This window comes from Streptomyces boluensis, assembly GCF_009908195.1.
GTDB classification, from domain to species: Bacteria; Actinomycetota; Actinomycetes; order Streptomycetales; family Streptomycetaceae; genus Streptomyces; species Streptomyces boluensis.
In genome coordinates, this window is sequence record NZ_JAAAHS010000691.1 from 1 (window position 1) to 1,624 (window position 1,624).

Here is a 1,624-nt window from a genome sequence, read left to right on the forward strand (position 1 = left end):
CCCGCAACCCCCGCAACTCCCTCGTACGGAACCCGAAGTTCAGCATTCCCGCCGCGGCCGGTGCCGCGCTCGCCGTGGTCGGTGGGGCGGTGTTCTGGTCGCCGGGATCGGCCGGGGCCGCGCCGACCGAGCGGCAGGTGCGGGCCGGGTTCACGGCGGTGGCCGTCGGGGATATCGCCGAGCAGTGCACCGCGGACGACAGCTCGTGCGAACACCCCAAGACCGCCGCCCAGGTGGAGAAGATCAACCCGTCCTTCGTGATGACGATGGGCGACAACCAGTACGACGACGCGCGGCTCCAGGACTTCGAGGACTACTACGACACCACCTGGGGCGCGTTCAAGGACAAGACGCGTCCCGTGCCGGGCAACCACGAGACGTACGACCCGGAAGGGCCGCTCGCCGGGTACAAGGCCTACTTCGGTGACATCGCCTACCCCGACGGCAAGAGCTACTACAGCTACGACCAGGACAACTGGCACTTCGTCGCCCTCGACTCCAACAGCTTCGACGACTCCGCGCAGATCGACTGGCTGAAGGCCGACCTCGCCGCCAACACCAAGAAGTGCGTGGCCGCTTACTGGCACCACCCGCTGTACTCCTCCGGCGAGCACGGCAACGACCCGGTCGGCCGGCCCGTCTGGAAGATCCTCGACGAGGCCGGCGCCGAACTGGTCCTCAACGGCCACGACCACCACTACGAGCGGTTCGCGCCGCAGGACGCCGACGGCAACGCCGACCCGGACGGCATGGTCGAGATCCTCGCGGGTACGGGCGGCGCCAACCCGTACAAGATCGAGGAGGTGCAGCCCAACAGCGAGAAGCAGCTCACCGGCACCTTCGGCGTGGTCAAGCTGAACTTCGCCGACGCCGGCTTCTCCTGGGAGCTGATCGGCAGCGACGGCCAGGCCGCGGACACCAGTCCGTCGTACGACTGCCGCTGACCCGCGTACGTACCGGCGCGCACATGTATCTCGCCACCACGGACGCCCCCACGGGCGCCCCCACGGACGCGGTCGCAGGGCGGGGCGGTTCCGCCGCCCGGCGCGGCCGCGTCGCCGGGCCCGTCCTCGCGCTCGGCGCGGTCAGCCTGGTCACCGACATCTCATCGGAGATGGTCACGGCCGTCCTGCCGCTGTACTTCGTGCTCCAACTCGGCCTGTCCCCCCTGCAGTTCGGCTTCCTCGACGGCCTCTACAACGCGGTCACCGCGCTGGTGCGGCTCGCGGGCGGGCGCGCCGCCGACCGCGGCGGCCGCCACAAACTCGTCGCCGGAAGCGGCTACGCCCTGTCCGCGCTCTCCCGTATCGGCCTGCTGCTCGCGGGCGGCGCCACCGCGGGGATCGGTGCGGCGCTCGCCGCCGACCGGATCGGCAAAGGGGTGCGCACCGCCCCGCGCGACGCCCTGATCTCGCTGTCCAGCCCGCCCGAGCACCTCGGGCGGGCCTTCGGAGTGCACCGCGCCATGGACACCACGGGCGCCCTGCTCGGCCCGCTCGCCGCGTTCGCGCTGCTGTGGGCCACGGCCGACGCCTACGACGCGGTGTTCGTCGTCAGCTTCTGCTGCGGGCTGCTCGGGGTGCTCCTGCTGATCGCCTTCGTGCCGGGCCGGGACGCGCTGCCG

The 1,624-nt window shown here is 71.5% G+C and carries 2 protein-coding genes; both read left to right on the forward strand.

Annotation, left to right across the window (positions count from 1 at the left end; all coding sequences use genetic code 11):
- Nucleotides 1-44: 44 nt before the first annotated feature.
- Entirely contained in the window at nt 45-944 is a 900-nt protein-coding gene (locus GUY60_RS37470; protein ID WP_376771367.1) for a metallophosphoesterase family protein, read from the forward strand.
- Between the two features lie 23 nt (nt 945-967).
- The coding region (locus GUY60_RS37475; protein WP_161705963.1) for an MFS transporter at nt 968-1,624 on the forward strand (657 nt) is incomplete at its 3' end.